Source organism: Bacillus mexicanus (genome assembly GCF_050445615.1).
GTDB classification, from domain to species: Bacteria; Bacillota; Bacilli; order Bacillales; family Bacillaceae; genus Bacillus; species Bacillus mexicanus.
The window spans coordinates 1,656,987-1,672,704 of the sequence record NZ_JBCEYV010000001.1; the positions used below are offsets into that span (position 1 = coordinate 1,656,987).

At 40.3% G+C, this 15,718-nt stretch carries 21 protein-coding genes; 12 read left to right on the forward strand and 9 right to left on the reverse strand.

The genetic code is table 11. The annotated features are described in order from the left end of the window. The first annotated feature begins 38 nt into the window (after positions 1-38). Positions 39-1,229 (forward strand): M20 family metallopeptidase, encoded by a 1,191-nt coding sequence (locus AAGG74_RS08940; RefSeq protein WP_429675145.1) that lies wholly within the window; start codon positions 39-41, stop codon positions 1,227-1,229. Positions 1,230-1,245: 16 nt separating this feature from the next. On the opposite strand, the gene AAGG74_RS08945 is transcribed toward AAGG74_RS08940, so the two are convergent. The 3 genes from AAGG74_RS08945 to ecsA are packed head-to-tail and all read right to left on the reverse strand — an operon-like array spanning position 1,246 to position 3,938. Beyond that, entirely contained in the window at positions 1,246-1,956 is a 711-nt protein-coding gene (locus tag AAGG74_RS08945; RefSeq protein WP_162102062.1) for an EcsC family protein, read from the reverse strand. Between the two features lie 19 nt (positions 1,957-1,975). After that, on the reverse strand, positions 1,976-3,202 hold the full coding sequence (locus tag AAGG74_RS08950; RefSeq protein ID WP_429675146.1) for an ABC transporter permease: 1,227 nt from the start codon (positions 3,200-3,202) through the stop codon (positions 1,976-1,978). Then, positions 3,195-3,938: an ABC transporter ATP-binding protein EcsA gene (gene ecsA / locus AAGG74_RS08955; protein ID WP_162102064.1), complete on the reverse strand. Its 744-nt coding sequence runs from the start codon at positions 3,936-3,938 to the stop codon at positions 3,195-3,197. Before ecsA ends, AAGG74_RS08950 begins: the two co-directional genes overlap by 8 nt. Before the next feature lie 486 nt (positions 3,939-4,424). Here ecsA and AAGG74_RS08960 point away from each other — a divergent pair, with 486 nt between their 5' ends. The 3 genes from AAGG74_RS08960 (at position 4,425) to trpP (ending at position 6,730) form a co-directional block, all read left to right on the forward strand. Further along, positions 4,425-4,862: an HIT family protein gene (locus tag AAGG74_RS08960; protein ID WP_162102065.1), complete on the forward strand. Its 438-nt coding sequence runs from the start codon at positions 4,425-4,427 to the stop codon at positions 4,860-4,862. 146 nt (positions 4,863-5,008) lie between these two features. Beyond that, a complete protein-coding gene (gene serC, locus AAGG74_RS08965; RefSeq protein WP_429675147.1) occupies positions 5,009-6,088 on the forward strand; it encodes a 3-phosphoserine/phosphohydroxythreonine transaminase in 1,080 nt (359 codons plus the stop codon). A gap of 123 nt (positions 6,089-6,211) precedes the next feature. After that, on the forward strand, positions 6,212-6,730 hold the full coding sequence (trpP, locus tag AAGG74_RS08970; protein WP_429675148.1) for a tryptophan transporter TrpP: 519 nt from the start codon (positions 6,212-6,214) through the stop codon (positions 6,728-6,730). 73 nt (positions 6,731-6,803) lie between these two features. On the opposite strand, the gene yhzF is transcribed toward trpP, so the two are convergent. Continuing rightward, positions 6,804-6,995, reverse strand: coding sequence for a membrane protein YhzF (gene yhzF / locus AAGG74_RS08975; protein ID WP_162102068.1), 192 nt, complete (start codon positions 6,993-6,995; stop codon positions 6,804-6,806). 129 nt (positions 6,996-7,124) lie between these two features. Between yhzF and AAGG74_RS08980 the strand changes: the two genes are divergently transcribed. Together AAGG74_RS08980 and AAGG74_RS08985 are read left to right on the forward strand one after the other, a co-directional pair. Continuing rightward, entirely contained in the window at positions 7,125-7,481 is a 357-nt protein-coding gene (locus AAGG74_RS08980; RefSeq protein WP_162102069.1) for a YtxH domain-containing protein, read from the forward strand. Between the two features lie 176 nt (positions 7,482-7,657). Continuing rightward, positions 7,658-8,269, forward strand: a complete 612-nt coding sequence (locus tag AAGG74_RS08985) for an HTH-type transcriptional regulator Hpr (protein ID WP_162102070.1) — start codon at positions 7,658-7,660, stop codon at positions 8,267-8,269. Here AAGG74_RS08985 and AAGG74_RS08990 read toward each other — a convergent pair. Further along, complete coding sequence (locus AAGG74_RS08990) at positions 8,266-8,607, reverse strand: YhaI family protein (protein WP_162102071.1); 342 nt, start codon at positions 8,605-8,607, stop codon at positions 8,266-8,268. The two genes, AAGG74_RS08985 and AAGG74_RS08990, sit on opposite strands and share 4 nt — an antisense overlap. 207 nt (positions 8,608-8,814) lie before the next feature. On the opposite strand from AAGG74_RS08990, the gene AAGG74_RS08995 reads away from it, so the two are divergent. Together AAGG74_RS08995 and AAGG74_RS09000 are read left to right on the forward strand one after the other, a co-directional pair. After that, positions 8,815-9,327 (forward strand): DUF3267 domain-containing protein, encoded by a 513-nt coding sequence (locus AAGG74_RS08995; RefSeq protein WP_429675150.1) that lies wholly within the window; start codon positions 8,815-8,817, stop codon positions 9,325-9,327. Positions 9,328-9,435: 108 nt separating this feature from the next. After that, entirely contained in the window at positions 9,436-9,618 is a 183-nt protein-coding gene (locus AAGG74_RS09000; protein ID WP_162102183.1) for a hypothetical protein, read from the forward strand. Between the two features lie 52 nt (positions 9,619-9,670). On the opposite strand, the gene yhzE2 is transcribed toward AAGG74_RS09000, so the two are convergent. Both yhzE2 and yhzE1 read right to left on the reverse strand, forming a co-directional pair. Continuing rightward, positions 9,671-9,757 carry a sporulation protein YhzE2 gene (yhzE2, locus tag AAGG74_RS09005; RefSeq protein WP_003155248.1) on the reverse strand — a complete coding sequence of 29 codons (87 nt, stop codon included), beginning with the start codon at positions 9,755-9,757 and terminating at the stop codon, positions 9,671-9,673. Positions 9,758-9,881: 124 nt separating this feature from the next. Further along, entirely contained in the window at positions 9,882-9,968 is an 87-nt protein-coding gene (yhzE1, locus tag AAGG74_RS09010) for a sporulation protein YhzE1 (protein WP_003327753.1), read from the reverse strand. Positions 9,969-10,127: 159 nt separating this feature from the next. Between yhzE1 and AAGG74_RS09015 the strand changes: the two genes are divergently transcribed. The 4 genes from AAGG74_RS09015 (at position 10,128) to AAGG74_RS09030 (ending at position 14,344) form a co-directional block, all read left to right on the forward strand. Then, positions 10,128-10,991, forward strand: a complete 864-nt coding sequence (locus AAGG74_RS09015; RefSeq protein ID WP_429675151.1) for a peptidylprolyl isomerase — start codon at positions 10,128-10,130, stop codon at positions 10,989-10,991. 1,287 nt (positions 10,992-12,278) lie between these two features. Continuing rightward, on the forward strand, positions 12,279-13,058 hold the full coding sequence (locus AAGG74_RS09020) for a S8 family peptidase (protein WP_429675152.1): 780 nt from the start codon (positions 12,279-12,281) through the stop codon (positions 13,056-13,058). Positions 13,059-13,072: 14 nt separating this feature from the next. Further along, positions 13,073-13,846, forward strand: a complete 774-nt coding sequence (locus tag AAGG74_RS09025; protein WP_429675153.1) for an SAR2788 family putative toxin — start codon at positions 13,073-13,075, stop codon at positions 13,844-13,846. Between the two features lie 42 nt (positions 13,847-13,888). Continuing rightward, a complete protein-coding gene (locus AAGG74_RS09030) occupies positions 13,889-14,344 on the forward strand; it encodes a hypothetical protein (RefSeq protein ID WP_227057340.1) in 456 nt (151 codons plus the stop codon). Between the two features lie 55 nt (positions 14,345-14,399). Here the strand turns inward: AAGG74_RS09030 and AAGG74_RS09035 are convergent, their stop codons facing one another. Beyond that, positions 14,400-14,612, reverse strand: coding sequence for a sporulation YhaL family protein (locus tag AAGG74_RS09035; RefSeq protein WP_429675154.1), 213 nt, complete (start codon positions 14,610-14,612; stop codon positions 14,400-14,402). Between the two features lie 127 nt (positions 14,613-14,739). Beyond that, entirely contained in the window at positions 14,740-15,684 is a 945-nt protein-coding gene (yhaM, locus tag AAGG74_RS09040) for a 3'-5' exoribonuclease YhaM (RefSeq protein ID WP_162102075.1), read from the reverse strand. Positions 15,685-15,718 lie beyond the last annotated feature (34 nt).

Consider the following 15,718-nt stretch of genomic DNA (forward strand, 5'->3'; position numbering starts at 1 on the left):
ACAATCATGGAATAGTATAGAAAAAGGGGGAAGCGAATTTGTCCATATCCACACTGCAGAAGGAGATAAACAAACAGCTCGACGGCTGTTTTGAAGAAATGGTCGAGATCAGACGCCATTTTCACATGTATCCTGAGCTCTCGTTTCAAGAGGAAAAAACTGCCGCATTTATTGCTTCCTATTATGAATCATTAGGGGTCCCAATCCGCACGAACGTCGGCGGCAAAGGAGTTTTGGCATATATTGAAGGAAGTGAACCGGGACCTACTGTCGCTTTGCGGGCCGATTTTGACGCCCTTCCCATACAAGATGAAAAAGATGTTTCTTACGCCTCTAAAGTGCCCGGTGTCATGCACGCATGCGGCCATGACGGCCATACAGCAACTCTTCTTGCAGTGGCGAAAGTCCTTCACCAAAACAGACATGAGCTGAAGGGAACATTTGTCATGATCCACCAGCATGCGGAAGAATCTTATCCAGGCGGCGCAAAGCCAATGATTGAAGACGGCTGTCTCGAGAACGCGGATGTGATATTCGGCACGCACCTTTGGGCGACTGATCCGCTCGGAACCATTCTCTGCCGCTCCGGCGCCGTCATGGCAGCGGCGGACCGATTCACGATCAAAATCATTGGAAAGGGCGGTCACGGCGCTCACCCGCATGTTACGAAGGACGCTGTTCTGATCGGCTCACAAATCGTTTCCTCTCTGCAGCACATTGTCAGCCGTAAAGTCAACCCGATTCAATCCGCCGTCATTTCAACCGGCTCTTTCATCGCTGACAACCCGTTTAATGCTATCGCAGACCAAGCGGTCCTCACCGGTACAGCGCGTTCTTTTGATGAAGATGTCCGCAGCGTGCTGGCCAAAGAAATCGAAGCCGTTGTAAAAGGCGTGTGCAGCATGCACGGCGCATCCTATGAGTATAACTATGAACGGGGATATCCGGCGGTTGTGAACCATCCTGCTGAAACGAACCACTTAGTCAGCACCGCAAAGAATACGGAAGGCGTTCAGAAGGTCATTGACGGCGAACCGCAAATGGGGGGTGAGGATTTCGCGTATTATTTACAAAACGTCAAAGGCACCTTTTTCTTTACAGGCGCCGCTCCTGAACAGCCAGAGCGCGTCTATTCCCATCACCATCCGAAATTCGATTTCGATGAAAAAGCGATGCTGACTGCAGCAAAAGTGCTTGCAGGCGCTGCGATCACCTATCATAAGCTATAAAAAACAGCCGGAGCTTTTATTCTCCGGCTGTTTCCTTTACGATTCTCAGATGAAAGATGTGTCTTGCTGTTTCCCCCAGCTGAGCAAGCAGCTTATAATTGGCAATGCCGCCGACAGCTGCTCCTACTCCGGGCAAAAGCTGCAGAAGCTTCACGACATCAATATAATCACGATATTCCTGCTGGAACACTCTCCAATCGATACTCTTTTTTTCAGTCCTCCAATTGTCGACGGTAGTAAAAAGCGTTTTGCGGCAGTCATCACTCGAAAATGCGAGCTGAAAGACAAGCAGCAAAAACATCCTTTCTTGTGGATCCTTCACATCAAAACCGTAAATAGAGGATAAGGCAAATAAACACTTCATCTTAATTGAAAGCAGCAGCGGAAAATCGGTAATTCCTAAAAAAATGCCGCCCGCTCCGGTGCCGACTCCCTCAGCAGCCGCTACCTTCTGATAAGAAGCAATCGTTTTTTTCGCCAGTTCGTTTTTTTCACTGAGTGAAAGATCGCTTGTATCCTTCTGATATGTGATGATATTGGAGCCGGCCATTGTCGCTTCGACCATTTTTTTCACGCTCTCGGTGACAACTGCATGAATTTTTTCAGGAATCCGCTCATTCACCTTTGTCTGCACACGCTTCGAAAAGCGTTCAAACAGGGAATCCTTCCGCAAAAAATGCATTTTCCACTGAAGTGCCTCTTGCATCAGCAGCTGATTGTCTGTCATGTAGCTACCCCTTTTCCGTTCACAGCTTTCCATGTTTTTTCAGTCTGGTTGTCATATAAGACGGAAGCACAACAAAAATCAGAACTGCAGAACCGATCAGCGCGTACAGAAAACCTGTCAATCCGGCAGCATAGGCGGATGCAGCAGACAGCAGCAGCGCTTGAACGCTAAGAGCCGTTTTCAATAGAGAAAAATAGCTTTTCAACTTCGTTTCTTTTTTTACAGGATAAAGCTCTTGAAGCGCCAGGTGATCAAAGTGACCGAACAGCGGCAAAAGCTGAATGCCCGTAATGAAAATGGTAAACACAGTCAAAATCCCTGCAATCAGCGGGCTTGCCGACACATACATAATAATCAGCGCGAAAATGACCGTTAATCTAACAAGTATGCCCAAATAATCACTTGAACGCAAAAAGGCGCGAGTGTACATGTAGGCGAACGTCTTACGCTGCTCAAACGGCACAAGACGCAGCAAAAAGTCGAGATACACCCTGCGTTTCGCCTGCTTTCGCAAATGCGGCACATCAGTGAACAGATTGGCAATCCGATAGAACCGCTGCTTGCGTCTCAATTCAGACTCAATATGGCTCTCCCATTTAAATGTTTTCCGTTTTGCCGCCGAAGACACATACAGATAAAGAGCAGCCATAATGATATAGACCACAAGCGCATACATGTAAACAGCTTGAAAAACAAAATAAAGAACGAGCGTATTCGCTGCGAAGCGAATGACCACATCCATCCTTTTCACGCTTCGATCATTGTGAAAGGTTGTGCGCCATTCCATCACCTGATTCCACGCTTTCAGCAGCAAAAGCTGGACGAAAACTGCCGCATACGATGCCAGCGAAGCCTGTGATGCAACAGCGAAATACAGCGGCATCGCCACAACACTCAATGCAATCAGCGGAAACAGCTGAGACAAATAGCTGTAGACAAACGACTGCTTCAAGTAAGGCTCCATTTTTGCTTCAAGCGGCAATAAGAAGACAAGGTCAGCATCCTTCAAAAGCGTCCGCACATAAGAGCTTGTCAACACGAGTGAAAATAGCACAGCCATCAACCAAAAGGATGGAAAATGAGCGGGAATGTCCCGTATCCATTTGCTGTACCAGCTTGCAGCACCCGCAAGAAAAAAGATCAAAACAATAACGAGGTGATCGTTGAGCATGTATTTCATATACATTCTTGTTTCTTTGATATGCTCCTGCAGCCGCGACTGCCAAATATCAAGCATATTATTCATGGCCAGCGTCTTCCTTCGTGAGCTCAAGATACAGATCGTCCAGCGCCGCATCCTTCATTCCAAACTGCTCTCTGAGCTCGGACAGCGTGCCGCGCGCCCGCACCTCGCCGTTATGTAAAATAATAAACGAATCACAATAGCGTTCTGCCGTCGCCAAAATGTGCGTTGACATCAGCACACTCGCCCCGCCTTTTTTCGCTTCATTCATTCGCTCAAGCAGCGCGTTAATCGCAAGCGGATCAAGCCCTAGAAAAGGTTCATCAATAATATAGAGCGCCGGCTCAGCCAGAAATGCGCACATGATCATCACCTTCTGCTTCATTCCTTTAGAAAAATGAGCCGGGAACCACTTCAGCCTCTTTTCCATTCGGAATTCCTTTAAAAGCGGCGGCAGCCTTTTCTCCATCGTTTCTTTCGAGAGGCCGTACGCCATCGCTGTTAACTCAAGATGCTCCATTAGCGTCAGCTCTTCATATAAAACAGGTGTTTCAGGTATATAGGTGAATTGTGAACGGTAGCCTTCCGGATCCTCAGCAAAGGTTTTCCCGTTTAATTCAATTGAACCTTTATGCGCATCCATCAGCCCGATAATATGTCTGATTGTTGTACTTTTACCAGCACCGTTCAACCCGATTAAACCGACAATTTGATTCGGCTCAAGGGTGAATGATACATTTTTCAAAACCGGATTTCTTGTATACCCGCCGGTTACATCATTTACTGATAGCAGAGACATAGTTTCTCCCCTTATATTGTTTTTCTTCATAGTACCAAAAACAACGCCTGAATTGAAACATTTCCCTTTTAACAAATGATGAATTTACTGTTATAAAGAGACAGAGTTCCGGACATGATAATAGGCGTAGAGGAAAAGCCTATCAACTGAAAAATGAGGTGTTTGTCAAAGACGTCTTAGATACAGTTGGATAGAAAATCACCATGTCCAATGCTGAAACATTTCTCTTCACTGAATTGATGAATTCTTCATCCATGAAGTAAATTGTCAAATGAGGTGTTTATCGCAGGAATCGTTAGGCATGAAAACAAGTCTTCATTTTATTGACAAATGAGGTGCTTACAAAAGGCATATCACATTTTCTTCATATCAGCTCTTCCTCTGCATTCAGGGTGAACGCTTGCCGTTCATCCTGTTTTCTATTTTCTGCATTTCTGTGGTACGATGAGTATATACATACTAACAATTTCATAAGGAGGAACCCTCATGCATTGTGCAGAGAATTGTATCTTTTGTAAAATCATCGCCGGCGACATTCCGTCCGCAAAGGTGTATGAAGACGAGCATGTGCTGGCTTTTCTTGATATCAGCCAAGTGACAAAGGGCCATACGCTTGTCATTCCGAAAACACATATCGAAAATGTGTATGAATTTACGGATGAATTAGCAAAACAATATTTTCACGCTGTTCCGAAAATCGCCCGCGCTATCCGGGATGAATTTGAGCCGATCGGCTTAAATACACTGAACAATAATGGTGAAAAAGCAGGACAATCTGTTTTCCATTACCATATGCATATTATCCCGCGCTACGGAAAAGGAGACGGCTTCGGAGCGGTTTGGAAAACGCATACTGACGATTACAAAGCGGAGGATCTGCAAAACATCTCTTCTTCAATCGCAAAGCGCCTAGCCTCATCATAAGATGAGGTTATTTTATTTGTGAACATTCCGCAAACATTAGTCAATTTCTTTTGATTATTCTCATTTTTTATCAAAAAAACTGAATTTTTGTGATAGGATAATTGTATTATTTTATACATTAACGTGGAGAACAGGGAGAGATCATAATGGAACGTACAACGAATTTTAACGCAGGTCCTGCAGCGCTGCCATTAAAAGTTCTGCAAAGAGCACAGAAAGAATTTATTGATTTTAACGAATCCGGCATGTCTGTTATGGAGCTTTCCCACCGCAGCAAAGAGTATGAAGCGGTGCATCAAAAAGCGAAAAGCCTTTTAACTGAACTGATGGACATCCCGGAAGATTACGATATTTTGTTTCTTCAAGGCGGTGCAAGCCTTCAATTCTCAATGCTTCCGATGAACTTTTTAACACCTGAAAAAACCGCGCATTTTGTCATGACAGGCGCTTGGTCTGAAAAAGCACTGGCAGAAACGAAACTGTTCGGGAACACGTCAATCACCGCTACAAGTGAAACAGACAATTACAGCTATATTCCGAAGGTTGACCTTACGGATGTAAAAGACGGCGCATATTTACACATCACATCCAACAATACGATTTTCGGCACTCAGTGGCAGGAATTCCCGAATTCCCCGATTCCGCTCGTCGCCGACATGTCCAGCGACATTTTGAGCAGAAAAATCGATGTGTCCAAATTTGACGTCATCTACGGAGGCGCTCAAAAGAACCTTGGCCCTTCCGGTGTGACCGTTGTTATCATGAAAAAAACGTGGCTGCAGCACGAAAACGCGAACGTTCCAAAAATCCTGAAGTATTCAACGCATGTCAAAGCGGATTCACTCTACAACACGCCGCCGACATTTGCGATTTATATGCTGAGCCTCGTTCTGGAATGGCTAAAAGAAAACGGCGGTGTGGAAGCCGCTGAACAGCGCAATGAACAAAAAGCGCAGATTCTCTATAGCTGTATTGATGAAAGCAACGGATTTTATAAAGGGCATGCCAGAACGGACAGCCGCTCACGCATGAATGTTACCTTCACGCTTCGCAATGATGAATTAACAAAAACATTCATTCAGAATGCAAAAGAAGCAAACATGATCGGCCTAGGCGGACACCGTTCAGTAGGAGGCTGCCGCGCTTCTATTTATAATGCGGTATCTCTTGAAGACTGTGAAAAATTAGCTGTGTTTATGAGAAAATTCCAACAGGAAAATGAGTAAAAAGTCTGGTTATGCAAACCGTTCGTTTGGTATACTGTTTGCATATCACATTCTTTAAGCCTTCGCAATAAATGACGAGCATATTATTGGAGGGCAAAAAGCTTAGCAGAGGAGAGCATAGATATGAAAACAAAAGAGTTAGTCACTATGGCTCTGTTTGCCGCAATCGGCGCAGCGCTCCATTCCATTATTCCGCCTTTTTTAGGCGGCATGAAACCAGATATGATGCTGATCATGATGTTTATGGGCATCCTGCTGTTCCCGCGGGTGCAAAACGTACTCGTCATCGGAATTGTGACTGGAATCATTTCCGCACTGACAACCGCATTTCCAGCCGGACAGATTCCTAACATCATCGACAAACCTGTATCAGCGTTCCTGTTTTTCACCCTGTTCCTTTTGTTCAGAAAGAGCCAAAAAACAGGTGCGGCCGCTGTGCTCACAGCGATCGGGACCATCTTGTCGGGAACTGTATTTTTATCGTCAGCTTTATTGATCGTCGGTTTGCCTGGCGGTTTTGCCGCATTGTTCGTAGCAGTTGTTCTGCCGGCAACTGTGCTGAATACAATTGCAATGATCATTATTTATCCGATTATCCAAACCATTTTAAGACGTTCAAGCTTTATAGAAGCTGCTAAATAATTGTCACACAAAACCTCTTCCGCTTCGGGAGAGGTTTTTTTCGACCAGAGAGCCCGCAGCATGTCTGCATGTTTTAAACGAAGAATTTTGTGAAAAAGATAAGACATAGTGTAAAGGCGGTTCCGGTTGAACAAACAAGCGCTTTCTGTCGGATGACCTTTTTGGGCGGATAAGAAGCAGCTTGGCCGAGAAGTCTGATATAGTAAACAGCGCCCGAAGCAAAGGCAAGGGTAATGCAGAGTAACACAATCATAAAGACAGACAACCTTCTCCCTCCTTTTCACTTAAAAAATATGCTAAAATAAAGCAAGCTATGTATAGAAGTTCAAGCTTTCAACAAAAATGAAACAAGCTGAATGAATCCTATTTCCAAGAAAAAGACGGGGTGATTGTAATGGCGGACGGACGTTCTCTATTAACAGGACTATTCGTAGGCGGCATCATCGGAGGAGCAGCAGTTCTTCTTACTGCACCTTCCTCAGGAAAGCAGCTGCGTGAAAAAGTGAAAACCAATTATGATTCTTTCGAAGAAACGATCAAACGCTTAAAATCAGACGGACTTGCGTTAAAAGACCAGCTGATCAAAGCGGCAAAAGAAAGCAAAGATGTCATTAAAGACGTGAGCGGCGAGCTCCAAACGTCAATTAAAAAATGGCAGGAAGAGATCAAACCTCACCAGCAGGATTTGCAAAAAGAAATCGCTGATATCGAAGAGAAAATCAAACAGCTAGAGAAAACCTTACAAAACTAATATCCTATTCTAAAGAAAAAAACACGGGCCAAATATAGACTCGTGTTTTTTTTGCCGAAAAAGCCTCTCACTGCAACGGTTTGAGAATTTATTAAAAAATTCTTACATTTTCATCTTTATTAATCTTTATTTTATTGGCATAATAGAGAAAAAGAAAAAGAGAAGCAGGTGACGTAATGAATCGAATGGAACCTCCCTATGATGTGAAAGAAGCTCTTGTCTTCACCCAGAAAATGGCCCAGCTTAGCAAGGCTCTTTGGAAATCGATAGAGAAGGATTGGCAGCAGTGGCTCAAACCGTATGACCTGAATATTAATGAGCATCATATTTTATGGATTGCGTATCAATTGAATGGAGCGTCCATTTCTGAAATCGCGAAATTCGGGGTCATGCATGTATCAACCGCATTCAACTTTTCAAAAAAGCTGGAGGAACGGGGCTATTTAATGTTCTCCAAACGGCTGAATGATAAACGGAACACATACGTCCAATTGACTGAAAAAGGCACTGAGGTGTTTTGGAGTTTACTTGAGGAGTTTGATCCGACACGCAACGCGGTTTTTAAAGGGTCACAGCCTCTGTATCATTTATTCGGAAAATTCCCTGAAGTGGCAGAAATGATGTGTATGATACGCCATATCTATGGCGATGATTTTATGGAGATTTTTGAAACATCTCTCACGAATATTGACAATGATTTTGAAAGCGTAAACGGAAAACTGAAGAAAAAAGCAAAGACCAGTGCGGCGGATGAACCGGCAGAAGAGCTCGAACCTGTAAACAGTTAATCAAAGTGCTTCATGATGTCGATAAAGGCTTCCATCAGCTCTTGATAAAGCCCCTGCTCGTACAGAGCAAAAATCGTTTCATGAACATCTAACTTTTCATTCAGCTGTCCTGCAAAAAGCGCAAGGAGCTTGTCGAAGGTTATAAACCCTTGCGCTTTTTGTGCTGCCAGCTCTTCTGACAACTCATCGCATATCTTCAAAACCTCTTCCCCTTCTTCCTTGCTCAGCCCTTTATCAATAAGAAGTGCATAAAAGGGATACCTGTCCATGTCTACTGTTTTCACTAATAATTGTATGTAATATTCTAATCGCTCAATGCGATGATCCATCGAGTCCATCCACACCACTACTTTCTATCTTTAATCTTATTTTAGCTGATAATTCACTGAGAAGAAAGTTCTAACCCAAGATTTCGCAGTTTGTTTGCTTGTTTCAAAAAAATACCTGCCGGATCATATTTTTTCTTGAAAAAGCATTGATTTTTTCTCTTGAGAGGAGTAAATTATTTTGAGATTCTATTCAAGCTGTATGGAAGGATGACTTTAATGAATTGCTGGAAGACCATAAATCTGATGAAGGATTATGGCGCCGTTCGCATCGTATTAACTGCTGTATGTTTTATGATTTTGGTTTTTATATCTACTTTTTTAGCATTTGAGCTGCTGCGGCCTGGCACAAGCTTAAGCGATGAATATGTACCTTTGTTCGGCGGTCTGCTCGTCGTTATTTTATTTGTACATAAAGTCATCCATATCCTGCCGATCATCTGCAAAAAAAGAAAAATAGAAAAAAAGTTTTACTTATTGCGCACGTGGAAAAGAATACCTAAAACAACGATGTTGATTTCACTCACAAGCCCGTTTTTGCTGATTACGCCTGTCTTGTTTTACGCCGCGCTGTCATTTCCGAATCACGCCCATTATTTCTGTATGATTTCGGGCATTCATGCCGGCTACTGTCTGCCTGACTTCTTGCTGGCTCTTAAGCTCGCAAAAGCGCCCAAAACTGCCTTTATTGACCAGGAAGCAGACGGCTTGGATATACTTGTTGAAAAGTAGCCGCGCCGTAGCGTCAGAAGCGATTTTTTCAATTTGTATTCTATCTTTTTTCATAAATATTTGGTAATGTAATATGGAACAGTTCACAGAGAGGGGGAATCTCCCATCATTTTAGTCTATTTTATCATCGCCGCCGTGTTTATAGTATTTTTCATAAACAGGCTCACCAATACATTATGCCTTGTCAGAGAGATTCCTGAAGAGCGACAGGATAAGGTATTCCGATTTATTAACATTTCCATATTAATTTTACTGATCTCTTCGTTTGTGGAGATCTCTTTTACAGTGTAAAAGCGAAAAAAGCATAGCTGCTGATTCAGCAGCTATGCTTTTTTTATTTTGATTAGTACAGCCAAGAAGCGCCGATGATAATCAACAAAATAAATAACACAACCAATAGAGCGAATCCGCCTGCAAATACTTCACCCATCTTAAAAAGCACCTCCTGTAAAAAGCTTTATTTACCAATTACATCTTATGCAATTCATGATTGAAACGATTAGGCGCTAGTGAAAATAAAGGATCGCTTAACTTGCAAGCGATCCCCGGGCTGCTTAGTAGATGTAAGCTGCACCTACGATGATAAGCAAAATGAACAGTACTACAAGCAACGCGAACCCGTTAGAGTATCCTCCGCTCATGTCACATACCTCCTTTTCTTGATCAATATATAAATATGCCAGCAGCAAAAGTTTGACTAGACGAATGCCCTTTATTTAAAATCTTTTTACAGAAAGCCACAATATGTTATGATACGCATAGGTAATTTAATTTGGAATGATTAGGAGTGTTTGAAAACAATGAAGAAAATCGCAATAGCAGCTATTACTGCTACAAGCATCCTCACTCTCAGTGCTTGCAGCAGCGGCGACAAAGAAGTCATTGCTAAAACGGACGCAGGCGATGTAACTAAAGGCGAGCTTTACACTTATATGAAAAAAACAGCTGGAGCAAGTGCTCTCACACAGCTTGCTCAAGAAAAGGTATTAGACAAAAAGTATAAGGTAACTGATAAAGAAGTGGAAAATAAACTAAAGGAATACAAAACACAGCTCGGTGACCAATATTCAACGCTTGAAAAACAATATGGTAAAGATTTTCTGAAAGAAACAGTTAAAATGGAATTACTTACAGAAAAAGCCGCTAAAGATAATATCAAAGTAACGGACGACGAAGTCAAAGAATACTGGGAAGGCTTAAAAGGCAAAATCCGTGCAAGCCACATCCTTGTCGCTGATAAAAAAACAGCTGAAGAAGTAGAGAAAAAGCTGAAAAAAGGCGAGAAATTTGAAAATCTTGCGAAAGAATACTCTACCGACAGCTCTGCTTCACAAGGCGGCGACCTTGGCTGGTTCGCGAAAGACGGTATGGTGGCTGAATTCAGCAAAGTAGCATTTAATTTAAAAACGGGTGAAATCAGTGATCCTGTAAAAACAAAATATGGTTATCATATTATCAAAAAAACCAAGGAACGGGGTAAATATGATGATATGAAAAAAGAACTGAAATCTGAACTTCTAGAACAAAAACTTAATGACAACACAGCCGTTCAGGAAGCTGTTCAAAAAGTCATGAAAAAAGCTGACATTGAAGTGAAGGATAAAGATCTAAAGGATACATTTAATACTACTTCATCAAATAGCTCATCTGAGACGCCTAAATAAAAGTCAGTTTCAAGCCATTAAAAAAGTTGAAATATGTATTTCAATCTTAGCTTGTAGAGAAAACCAAGTTTTTTCTACAAGCTTTTTTGTACATTTTCATCACCATAAAGCTAGGCACTCGGGAATTTTCTCCATATTATACAAGCAACTGTACGGAGAACTAGTTCGTTTACATGTTTCCCCTCAATCTGCAATAATGATTGCTGGTGGACTCGGTCTGACCTATTTTACAACCTTTACACAAATACAGAGCGATGATTTTCTGATCATTTTTGGGTATTGTGCATTCTCAAGCTGCAGACATGAGGTGCATGTTTCAAGGTTAGATTTATATTGAACAGTAGCCTTTATCGTTGAATAACTAAGTGTTTGCTGGCTCGTACAAATTCACCAGAATAATGAATTAAGGGAGTAGCCTAATAATCAGAATCGAGCGATGGCTTTTACCTGAAACCAAATAGTTGCGATCTTGTAATCTAATCGAGATTTTAAATTGCTCACAATGCCAAAAAACACTTTCAGAATAGTTTTTTGGCTCTGCAGAATTTCTTTCTCTGTTTTCACCTACTTATGACCCGAAATTGGCTTTTTTCGTTCCTCCCGTTCCTCCTTTAATGGCTTCATTTAAATCCTTGATATAGTTTGCTTATCTTGTTGCACAATAGTTTTTCTTGTCAATATACGCTTATCAGCATTGGCTTAAGGAAGTGAATCAGTAAATAAGACACCTCGCCCAACATATATAGTTTAGAGCCTGAAGAGTAGCCTAGAAACAACCTGGACGCCATATTGTAATCAATTTAGTCTTTCTGAAGAATGAATTATAGTCAAATTAGAAGTCTATATACTTATCAATTTTTCGAATCAGATGATTTCACTCAACAAGTTGGTCGAGAAGAACAACTTAATTCTGAAAAGAGAAAAAGACAACGTCCTTTTTGGAGTCTTTCTTTTATTTTATTATAGAAAGCATGTTATTTAAGGAAAAAAGGTAATCCAAAAAATCCGTTGAGATTTTTTGCTAGGAGCCCCCTCCTCACTACCCACACCCAGCATTTCATATTGGCAAATAAAATTTAGTGATGATTTCTCGAAACAACAATTATTTTTTTGTGATTTTAATACATTTAAAGATCTATTAAATATAAATTCCGCACCTCATTTATGAATTTTTTTCTTTTATTTACAAAATTCTCTTACTATGATATCATATAAAGGTAATTTTGTTATTCTATAGAGGAGGTTGGTCATGTTAAAAAATTAATTTTTTTAGTGAATTTAATTCTTATGCTTATCATTTTAATAAATTATGACGAAAAAAGTGATAATAATAAGATTAAAGTCGCGATTTTAGACAGTGGTATAAGTCAAGATAATAAAGAATTAAACAAATTAATAGTAAAAGAAGATAACGCTATAAAGCCTCATGAAAAATTGGCTGATGAATTTAATCACGGAACTGCTGTGGCAGGAATTATAGCTTTAAATGTTGATAGTAATATTGGTAATCATGCCAAAATGGATATATATAGTGTCAAAGTTCTTGACAAAGATGGCTATGGAAATGTTAAAGCACTTACAAAGGCCATTAACTGGTGCATAAAAGAAAAAGTGAAAATAATAAATATAAGTGCCGGTGTCCAGTACGGAACTGATGATCTTTATCATGCAGTACAGAAAGCAGTGAACAATGGTATTATTATCATTTCTGCAGCAGGTAATAATTACGGTTTAAGTGTTGACTACCCTGCCAAATATAAAGGGGTTATTTCAATTAATACCATAGATCAGAACCACAAGGTTCCTGATTTTTCTGCGGATGGTAAGATTGATTATGCGATGCCTGGTGTTAATTTAAAGTCTATTAATAACAATAATAAGATTTCGTATTTCACCGGTACTTCATTTTCAACTGCTTATGCTACTAGAGTAGTTGCAACAATTATTGCTAATCAACAACGAGTAACAAATTACTATAATATCAAACAAAAATTATCTCCTTTTACCACAAAACTAGGTACTCAAGAAAGTAAAATTGGTCAAGGTTATTTAAAAAAAATTAATTAATGTGGAGGCAAAAAATGAAAAAGATTATTTTATGTATAATGACGATATTTATTCTTGCATTTTCGTTAGACATATGCAATGTGAAAGCAGTTGAAAAAAAGAACACTGCTCCTTCCTCAATTGAAAGCTCTAATGATTCAGGGGCGGAAATTGTAAAAGAGACGGAACAAGATTATTACATTCAATCTACATACAAAAACGGTAATACACTTGCTATCGCTGATATTAAGCTCAATAAAAGAACTAACAAAATGGAAGCTGAAGTTAACCTAAATAGTGATGGTTTTAAACAAATTAAAAAATATGATATTGCTTCCCATGAATTGACTAATAATATATATAAAGCAATAATAAAAGACAAGGAAACCAATAAAGTTTATAGAATTGACCCAAATAAAACTCATGCTTCTGGATACGGTCCATTAAAGATCCTCGAATATCTACTTAAGAATGGCGAAAAAGCAGCTGTCAAAAAACATGGTAAAAAAGCAGTTAAAAAAGCTAAATATCGAAAGAATTTTGGCGTAATGACACCTAGAGCGAAACAAATCCCTAATAATGTAAAACATATTATGAAGACAAAGCACCACTGGAATAAAGTTGTTATGAAAGCGGATTGGCCATCAGTTCAAAAAACTATAAATCTCACTTTAAGATACGGTAAAGAATACTATGTAAATGCCTTTTTTAGTGAAAGAAGATTAAAATTAAATGGCCATACTGTGGTCGTAAGATACAATAAACTTGCTCGTCCTGAAACTAGTATTTCCACAGCATATGTAAAATAATTCTCAGTAATTATTTTTAAAAAGATAGGCGGTGTAATTCTAATGACAATGGAATCTGAATCATTTGAACATCTTATTCTAAATTTAAATTTTAAAAAAGCTATTTCGCTTGCAGAACAAATGGACTTTGAAACTTTCCAGATTAAAATGGTTAATTTTGCAACTACAGAAGATTCTAATATTCTATGGTATCCTTTTTTGCTTGAATACATGCTGTACAACGAATCTGCCGAACTCCATAATACTGCATTTTATATCTTATCACTTCCTTTTTGTCGATTTGAAAATGCTACACTGTCTGCACTTTATCACGCAAGAAAAGCATTGGAGTTGAGCAATGGTAGTAAAACAGAGTTCCTGGTACCATTTCTTATACTAAATACTGGGCCAGAAAAGGTTGTTTCAGATGAAGAAGCAAAAAAGATTGCAAAAAAAATTATTGAACTTGATCCTAAACATCAATATGCTAATGCATTTTTAAAGGACTTAACTTCATAATGTAAAACCAAGAAAACTTGTGGAAAAATACTTTTTTCCACAAGTTTTAAATCAATTATGCTATTGAATGATTGCCTCCTTCTTTTTCAGGAAGCTCTTTTGACCTCCGTTCTCGCTCCTTTTCCATCCTATCCATATAAATCTGCCCTTCTTTTTCAATAAAGGACTGATCTACTTTTTCTTCCTCTTTAGCTGCCGCTACAAGTTTATATGCACTGAAAATGATGCCTACAATACAAAGATACACCCACCATGGAAAAAACAACACGGGCTCCCTCCCCCTTTTTGCATAGATTCTTTATTCTTAAACCTATGCGGGGATGAGACAAGTTATGAGCGGTAAAAGCGCATCAAAAAAGGACTGACCTGAATATTTCAGCTTCAGTCCTTTTTTATTATTTGTGAAAAGTTGGTTTATAAAAGGAACGGTTTTCCAGCGCAAATACACGTTCAGTGTATTCACCCGGCTTCACGCGCTCAAGCGCTCTGTCCATCATATTCATTTTCGCATCCAGGTTGTCTATATAGTGCAGAATTTCCGCTTCCTTCACCATCGGCGGTTTTGGGCTGCCCCATTCCCCTTTGCCGTGGTGACTCAAAATCAAGTGCTGAAGAATCAATACCTCTTCACAATCGATTTGGAGCTCCTCAGCCGCTTTTGAAAGCTCTGTCACCATAATCGAAATATGGCCGATCAAATTGCCTTCAACCGTATACGAAGTAGAGACAGGACCGGACAGCTCTTTCACTTTTCCGAGGTCATGCAGAATAACTCCGGCATAAAGCAGGTCACGGTCAAGGGACGGATATAAATCTGCAATAGATTTCGCTAGGCTCAGCATTGAGACGACGTGATACGCTAAACCTGAGACAAACTCATGGTGGTTTTTCGTAGCCGCCGGATAATCCATCAATTCCGTTTCGTGTTTTTTGACTAAAAACCTTGTGATCCGCTGGATATTCGGATTTTTCATTTCAAATATATATTGAGTGATGGTCTCCATCATTTCATTTTTCGGTATCGGTGCGGTTTCTAAGAAATCATCAATATTAACATTTTCATTTTCGTTCACCGGCCTGATATTTCTCAGCTTCAGCTGGGTGCGTCCGCGGTAATGGTGGACATCTCCCACAACTTTCACAATCGTCTGCGGCGCATAGGTCACTTCATCACTTTGCTTGGCATCCCACAGCTTTGCCTCAATATCGCCTGACTGGTCTTGCAGCATCAGCGTTAAAAACGGTTTTCCATTGCTGGCAATTCCTTTTGTCAAAGATTTAACCAATAGATATTGATCCACCTGTTCGCCAACCTCATGTAGCATAATCCCTTTAGCCATTCTATTAAAGCTCCCTCCGTATCTTACATAATAC

Coding starts and splice junctions, on each gene's coding strand:
- AAGG74_RS09030 (WP_227057340.1), top strand. CDS start 13,889: ATGACAATGGAATCTGAATCATTTGAACATCTTATTCTAAATTTAAAT.
- AAGG74_RS08980 (WP_162102069.1), top strand. CDS start 7,125: ATGGCGGACGGACGTTCTCTATTAACAGGACTATTCGTAGGCGGCATC.
- AAGG74_RS08995 (WP_429675150.1), top strand. CDS start 8,815: ATGAATTGCTGGAAGACCATAAATCTGATGAAGGATTATGGCGCCGTT.
- AAGG74_RS08950 (WP_429675146.1), bottom strand. CDS start 3,202: ATGAATAATATGCTTGATATTTGGCAGTCGCGGCTGCAGGAGCATATC.
- ecsA (WP_162102064.1), bottom strand. CDS start 3,938: ATGTCTCTGCTATCAGTAAATGATGTAACCGGCGGGTATACAAGAAAT.
- yhzE2 (WP_003155248.1), bottom strand. CDS start 9,757: ATGGGTGAAGTATTTGCAGGCGGATTCGCTCTATTGGTTGTGTTATTT.
- trpP (WP_429675148.1), top strand. CDS start 6,212: ATGAAAACAAAAGAGTTAGTCACTATGGCTCTGTTTGCCGCAATCGGC.
- AAGG74_RS08960 (WP_162102065.1), top strand. CDS start 4,425: ATGCATTGTGCAGAGAATTGTATCTTTTGTAAAATCATCGCCGGCGAC.
- serC (WP_429675147.1), top strand. CDS start 5,009: ATGGAACGTACAACGAATTTTAACGCAGGTCCTGCAGCGCTGCCATTA.
- AAGG74_RS08990 (WP_162102071.1), bottom strand. CDS start 8,607: ATGGACTCGATGGATCATCGCATTGAGCGATTAGAATATTACATACAA.
- AAGG74_RS09020 (WP_429675152.1), top strand. CDS start 12,279: ATGCTTATCATTTTAATAAATTATGACGAAAAAAGTGATAATAATAAG.
- AAGG74_RS08985 (WP_162102070.1), top strand. CDS start 7,658: ATGAATCGAATGGAACCTCCCTATGATGTGAAAGAAGCTCTTGTCTTC.
- AAGG74_RS08945 (WP_162102062.1), bottom strand. CDS start 1,956: ATGACAGACAATCAGCTGCTGATGCAAGAGGCACTTCAGTGGAAAATG.
- yhzE1 (WP_003327753.1), bottom strand. CDS start 9,968: ATGAGCGGAGGATACTCTAACGGGTTCGCGTTGCTTGTAGTACTGTTC.
- yhaM (WP_162102075.1), bottom strand. CDS start 15,684: ATGGCTAAAGGGATTATGCTACATGAGGTTGGCGAACAGGTGGATCAA.
- AAGG74_RS09015 (WP_429675151.1), top strand. CDS start 10,128: ATGAAGAAAATCGCAATAGCAGCTATTACTGCTACAAGCATCCTCACT.
- AAGG74_RS09025 (WP_429675153.1), top strand. CDS start 13,073: ATGAAAAAGATTATTTTATGTATAATGACGATATTTATTCTTGCATTT.